Origin of the sequence: Kitasatospora sp. NPDC058965 (assembly GCF_042741245.1) — a bacterium.
GTDB lineage: Bacteria > Actinomycetota > Actinomycetes > Streptomycetales > Streptomycetaceae > Kitasatospora.
This window is the reverse complement of the sequence record NZ_JBHYKG010000091.1, coordinates 21,481-27,881: the sequence shown is the minus strand read 5'-3', so window position 1 is coordinate 27,881 and position 6,401 is coordinate 21,481. Positions and strand designations below refer to the sequence as shown.

The following is a 6,401-nucleotide window of genomic DNA, read 5'->3' as shown; positions in this document are numbered from 1 at the left end:
GAACCGGCCGGGGTGAGGATGTTTCACGTGAAACATCCTCACCCCGGCCGGTTCGCGTTCCCGACGCACCCTCAATGACAGGAAAAATCGCCCATCCTGTGACAATCTCCCCGATATGACCTCCACCACTCCCTCCTTCGAGGACACCGAGGACTTCGCCGACGCGGACCGGGGTTTCATCGACCGCCTGGATCCGGGCGTGGTCACCGGCGCCGACGGCCGGGTGGTCTGGGACAACGACGCCTACGCCTTCCTGGCCGAGGACTGCCCGGACACCGCCAACCCCAGTCTCTGGCGCCAGGGCCGGCTGACCGCCCGTCAGGGGCTCTACCAGGTGACCGAGGGCATCTACCAGGTGCGCGGCCTGGACCTCTCCAACATGACCCTGGTCGAGGGCGACCGCGGGGTGATCGTGATCGACCCGCTGATCTCCGCCGAGACCGCCGCCGCGGCCCTGGCGCTGTACCGGCGCCACCGCGGCGAGCGCCCGGTCACCGGCCTGATCTACACCCACTCGCACGCCGACCACTTCGGCGGCGCCCGCGGCGCGGTCCCGCACGGCCACGAACCGGTCCCGGTGCTGGCCCCGCGCGGCTTCCTGGAGCACGCGGTCAGCGAGAACGTCTACGCCGGCAACGCGATGACCCGCCGCGCGGTCTACATGTACGGCCAGGCGCTGCCCAAGGGACCGGAGGGCCAGATCGGCTGCGGGCTGGGGATGATCGGCTCGACCGGCACGGTCACCCTGATCGCCCCGACGGTGGACATCACCCGCACCGGCCAGGTGGAGACGGTGGACGGGGTCCGGATGGTCTTCCAGCTCACCCCCGGCACCGAGGCCCCGGCCGAGATGAACTTCCACTTCCCGGACCGCAGGGCGCTCTGCCTGGCCGAGAACGCCACCCACAACATGCACAACGTGCTGACCCTGCGCGGCGCCCTGGTCCGCGACGCCCGGGTCTGGGCGCACTACCTGGACGAGGCGCTGGTCCTGTTCGGCGCCGACAGCGACGTCGCCTTCGCCTCGCACCACTGGCCGACCTGGGACGGTCCGCGGATCGCCGACTACCTGACCGCGCAGCGCGACCTCTACGCCTACCTGCACGACCAGACCCTGCGACTGCTCAACGCCGGGCTGACCGGCCCGGAGATCGCCGAGGAGCTCGTGCTCCCGCCCCGGCTGGAGCGCACCTGGGCGCTGCGCGGCTACTACGGTTCGCTCAGCCACAACGTCAAGGCGGTCTACCAGCGCTACCTCGGCTGGTACGACGGCAATCCGGCGCACCTGTGGGAACACCCGCCGGTCGAGCTGGCCAAGCGGTACACCGAGGCGCTGGGCGGGGTGGCCGCCACGGTGGCCACGGCCCGCGGGTACGCGGAGCAGGACCCGCGGTTCGCCGCCACCCTGCTCAACCACGCGGTCTTCGCCGACCCGGAGCACCGCGAGGCCCGCGAGGCGCTGGCCGGGGTCTACCGGCGGCTCGGCCACGGCGCCGAGAACGGCACCTGGCGCAACGTCTACCTGACCGCCGCGATGGAGCTGGGCGGCACGCCGGCCCGGGCGGACTTCGACCTCGCCAACCCCGAGGTGGCGGCGGCGCTGACGGTGGGGCAGCTGATCGACTCGCTGGCGGTGCGGGTGAACGGGCCGCGCGCCCGGGACACCCCGCTGACGGTGGACCTGCTGGTCACCGACGAGCGGCGGGGCTGGCGGCTGACCCTGTCCAACGGCGCGCTCACCCACCGCAGCGCACCGCTCGGCAAACCGCTCGGCCAGGGCGCCGCGGACCTGGCGCTCACCCTGACCAAGGCCGGCCTGCTGGGCCTGCTCGGCGGCGCCGGCCTCGCCGGGATCGAGACCGCGGGCGACCCGCAGGTGCTGGCCACCCTGCTGTCCTTCCTGGACACCCCCGACCCGCACTTCCCGATCGTCACGCCCTGACCGGCCCCGGGACACCGGCCGGACAGCACGGTGGGCGCCCTCCGCGGAGGACGCCCACCGTTCGTGCTCCGCGCGACTCAGCCGCGGCGGTGCCGGCCACCGGACTGCACCGGCTCGCCGCCGGCCTCGCCGCCCGCCTCGCCCGCACCGGCCAGCGCGGCGGCGCCGGTCCGGCGCTTCTTCCGCTCCCGGACCAGCTCGACCAGGATCGGCGAGATCGACAGCAGGATGATCAGTGCCATCGCCGGGATCAGGTACTTGTCGATCACCGGGGCCATCGAGTCACCGAAGAAGTAGCCGATCGAGAGCATGGCCTCGGTCCACACCACGCCGCCGATCACGTTCCACACGAAGAACTTGCGCGCCGGCATCTCCAGCATCCCGGCGACCGGGTTGAGGAAGGTGCGCACGATCGGGATGAACCGGGCCATCACCACGGCCTTCTCGGGGCCGAACTTGGCGAAGTACTCCTCGGCCTTCTGCACGTACTCGCGCTTGAAGATCTTGGACTCTGGCTTGTCGAAGAGCTTCGAGCCCGCCTTCGCCCCGAGCAGGTGGCCCAGCTGGGCCCCGGCGACGGCGCACAGCGGGGCGGCGACGAGCAGCACCGCTATCGGCATCTGCACGCCGGGGCCGAAGGCCTTGGCCGCGGCCGAGGAGGCCGCCACACCCGCCAGGATCAGCAACGAGTCACCGGGCAGGAAGAAGCCGATCAGCAGACCGGTCTCGGCGAAGATGATCGCCAGCAGGCCAATCGTCCCGACCGAGCTGATCAGGGACTTGGCATCCAGGAGGTTGACCGCGAGGTCGGTGGTGGTGGTCACGGGCGCAGGATAGCGCGGCCACGTGGCAGGAGCCTGAAGACGGGGCCTATGGGCTGTTCATCCGGTTATGCCCGACCTGTCGTCCCGAGTGGCGGGCGTGGTGGTGTGGCCGGGGCACGAGTCTGGGAGGATGAGCCCGGTGTCCCGCCCGCGGTCGAGGACAACCCTCAGTGCCTCGCAGCCGCGACGACGCCATGAACCACAGGCGTATCGAGCACCGGACAGCGTCGTCCGACAGCCACACACCGACAGGAGCGGATTCGCATGCCCATCGCAACTCCCGAGGTCTACAACGAGATGCTGGACCGGGCCAAGGCGGGCAAGTTCGCCTACCCGGCCATCAACGTCACCTCGTCGCAGACGCTGCACGCGGCCCTGCGCGGCTTCGCCGAGGCGGAGAGCGACGGCATCATCCAGATCTCCACCGGCGGTGCCGAGTTCCTGGGCGGCCAGCACAAGAAGGACATGGTCACCGGCGCGGTCGCGCTGGCGGAGTTCGCGCACATCGTGGCCGCCAAGTACGACATCACGGTGGCGCTGCACACCGACCACTGCCCCAAGGACAAGCTGGACGGCTACGTCCGCCCGCTGCTGGCCGTCTCCGCCGAGCGCGTGGCGCGCGGCGAGAACCCGCTGTTCCAGTCGCACATGTGGGACGGTTCGGCCGAGACCCTGGCCGACAACCTGGCCATCGGCCAGGAGCTGCTGGCCCTGGCGCACGCCGCCCGGATCATCCTCGAGGTCGAGATCACCCCGACCGGCGGCGAGGAGGACGGTGTCTCGCACGAGATCAACGACAGCCTCTACACCACGGTGAACGACGCGGTGCGCACCGCCGAGGCGCTCGGCCTGGGCGAGAAGGGCCGCTACCTGCTGGCCGCCTCCTTCGGCAACGTGCACGGCGTCTACAAGCCGGGCAACGTGGTGCTCCGTCCCGACCTGCTGCGCGAGCTCCAGGACGAGGTCGGCAAGCAGTACGGCAAGCAGGACCCGTTCGACTTCGTCTTCCACGGCGGCTCCGGCTCCTCCCAGGAGGAGATCGCCACCGCGCTGGAGAACGGCGTGGTCAAGATGAACCTGGACACCGACACCCAGTACGCCTTCACCCGCCCGGTCGTGGACCACATGTTCCGCAACTACGACGGTGTCCTGAAGGTCGACGGCGAGGTCGGCAAGAAGAACACCTACGACCCGCGCACCTGGGGCAAGCTGGCCGAGGCCGGCATGGCCGCCCGCGTGCTCGAGGCCGCCCAGACCCTGCGCTCGGCGGGCAACCGCCTGAAGTGACGCGCTGCGGCCCGACGGGCCCGGTCGGCAGCCGCCGGCCGGGCCCGTTCGCACTCCGGCGGGGCTCCGGCAGCGGCCCGGCGGGCGGCCGGACGGCAAAATCTTGTTCAGCGCTCAGTATGGTTTTCGCCGATCCGCCCTGTTTGTCGGGTTTCTCTCACCCGGGCGGCCAAAGCTGTCGCTCATGGTCACCACCGCACCACTGATCGCCGATCCGCCGTCGAGCGGCTCCCGGTCCCGCCACCGCGCCCCGTGGCGCAGTCCCGCGGACCAGCCCCGGCACGCCCGCCCCGCCCTGCTCGCCGTTGCCGCGCTGGCCGGGGCCCTCTACTCCTGGAACATCGGCGCCAGCAGCTACCACGCCTTCTACGCCGACGCCGTGCGGAGCATGACCGGCAGCTGGAAGGCCTTCGTCTTCGGCTCCTACGACCCCGCCGGGACCATCACGCTGGACAAGCTGCCCGGCTTCCTGTGGCCGCAGGCGCTGTCCGCCCGGCTGTTCGGCTTCCACCCGTGGGCGCTGACCCTCCCGCAGGCGGTCGAGGGGGTGCTCGCGGTCCTGGTGCTGTTCCGCACCGTGCGCCGCTGGGCGGGGGCCGACGCCGGGCTGCTGGCCGCGCTGGCCTTCACCCTCACCCCGGTGGTGGCCGGCCTGTTCCGGACCGCGGTCGAGGACCCGCTCTTCACGCTGCTGCTCCTGCTGGCGGCCGACGCCGGCCAGCGGGCCGCGCGCAGCGGCCGGCTGCGCACCCTGCTGCTCGCCGGGGTCTGGGTCGGTGCCGCGTTCCAGGCCAAGATGCTGGAGGCCTGGGTGGTGCTGCCGGTGCTCGCGGCGGTGTACCTGCTGGCCGCGCCGGTGCGGCTGCGCCGGCGGCTGGCCCACCTGGCGCTGGCCGGGCTGGTCACCGTGCTGGTCTCGGCCTCCTGGATGCTGCTGGCCACGGCCACCCCCGCCCGGGACCGGCCCTACATCGACGGGACCACCGACAACTCCGCGTACAGCATGGTGGTCGGCTACAACTTCCTGAACCGGTTCTCCTCGGTCGGCCTGAACGCCGCCGAGACCGGCAGCGTCACCTCCTCGCGCGGCGGTGGCGGCAGCTGGGGCGGCACGCCGCAGGCGGCACAGGGCGCGGCCGGCGCGCAGCGTGCCGACCGGGCCGCCGCTGCCGACGGCGGGGCCGGGGACGGCGGCTGGACCAAGATGTTCTCCGCCCGGTTCGCCCCGCAGACCGGCTGGCTCTACCCGCTGGCCGCCGTCTCCGCGCTTGCGGCACCGCCTGGCGCCGGCGGGCGCCGTGCACCGACCCGCAGCGGACCGGGTACCTGCTCTGGGGCGGTTGGCTCGCGGTCTTCTTCCTGGTGTTCAGCGCGGGCAGCGTGGGCGGGCACTCGTACTACATGGGCGTGATCGCCACCCCACTGGCCGCGCTCAGCGGCGCTGGCCTGGTGCAGCTGTGGCGGGCCCACCGGCAGGGCGGTCCGCGGTCCTGGGCGCTGCCCGCCGCGGTGGCCGGCACCGCGGCCTGGGGGGCGTACCTGGCCCGGCTCTACCCGGGTTTCCTGCCCTGGCTGGCCCCGGCCACCCTGGTGCTGGGGCTGCTGGCCGTCCTGCTGCTCGGCGCGGCCCGGACCGCCCGGTTCGGCGACCGGCGGCTCGGCCGACTGCGGGTGGGCACGGCCGCCCTGCTGGCCTCGCTCTGCGCGGTGCTGCTGGCCCCCGGGGCCTGGGCCGCCTCGGTGCTGGAGAAGCAGTACGGGAACTCCGGGATGGGCACAGTGGGGCCGCAGGCGGCGCAGCGCTACGGGCGTCCGACCGGCGCCCGGCCCGGGCCGCCGGGTGCCGGTGCGGCCCGCACCGCCGGCCGCACGGCGGGGGCGGCACGCACCGGCGGCGGCGGCCTGGACCGCGCCCAGCAGCGGATCCTGGCCTACACCCGGGCCCACGACGACGGCGCCCGCTACCTGTTCGCCACCACCTCCTGGTCGGCCTCCTCCCCGTACATCCTGGCCACCGGCGAGGAGGTGCTGCCGATGGGCGGCTTCACCGGTCAAGTGCCCTCGCCGACCCTGGCCCAGGTCCAGGACCTGGTCCGCACCGGCCGGCTGCGCTTCGTGCTGCTCGGCGACGGCGGCAGGGGTGCCGGCGCGGGCGGTGGCGGCGCGGGCGGACCGGCCCGGGCCGGTGCCACCGGGCCGACCGCCGCGGTGGTCTCCTGGGTGCGCGGCAGCTGCGCCCCGGTGGCGCCGCGCGACTACGGGCAGTCGCCCGACAGCCCCGACCTGCAGCTGCTGTACCGCTGCACCACATGAGCACACCAGCGCCTCCCGACCGCCACGGCCCTGCT

At 73.1% G+C, this 6,401-nt stretch carries 5 protein-coding genes; 4 read left to right on the top strand and 1 reads right to left on the bottom strand.

Going from position 1 to position 6,401, the window contains the following annotated elements; genetic code table 11:
• The first annotated feature begins 115 nt into the window (after positions 1-115).
• The gene (locus ACFW1A_RS17510) at positions 116-1,942 is read left to right on the top strand and encodes an alkyl/aryl-sulfatase (RefSeq protein ID WP_380409965.1); all 1,827 of its coding nucleotides are present in this window, start codon (positions 116-118) and stop codon (positions 1,940-1,942) included.
• Between the two features lie 77 nt (positions 1,943-2,019).
• On the opposite strand, the gene ACFW1A_RS17505 is transcribed toward ACFW1A_RS17510, so the two are convergent.
• Entirely contained in the window at positions 2,020-2,766 is a 747-nt protein-coding gene (locus ACFW1A_RS17505) for a DedA family protein (RefSeq protein ID WP_380409963.1), read from the bottom strand.
• Positions 2,767-3,024: 258 nt separating this feature from the next.
• Between ACFW1A_RS17505 and fbaA the strand changes: the two genes are divergently transcribed.
• The 3 genes from fbaA to ACFW1A_RS17490 all read left to right on the top strand — a co-directional run bounded on the left by fbaA (position 3,025) and on the right by ACFW1A_RS17490 (position 6,366).
• Positions 3,025-4,053: a class II fructose-bisphosphate aldolase gene (fbaA, locus tag ACFW1A_RS17500; RefSeq protein ID WP_380409967.1), complete on the top strand. Its 1,029-nt coding sequence runs from the start codon at positions 3,025-3,027 to the stop codon at positions 4,051-4,053.
• A gap of 184 nt (positions 4,054-4,237) precedes the next feature.
• On the top strand, positions 4,238-5,464 hold the full coding sequence (locus ACFW1A_RS17495; protein WP_380409961.1) for an ArnT family glycosyltransferase: 1,227 nt from the start codon (positions 4,238-4,240) through the stop codon (positions 5,462-5,464).
• Complete coding sequence (locus tag ACFW1A_RS17490; RefSeq protein ID WP_380409959.1) at positions 5,461-6,366, top strand: hypothetical protein; 906 nt, start codon at positions 5,461-5,463, stop codon at positions 6,364-6,366. The genes ACFW1A_RS17495 and ACFW1A_RS17490 overlap by 4 nt, the downstream gene beginning before the upstream one ends.
• The last annotated feature ends 35 nt before the right edge of the window (positions 6,367-6,401 follow it).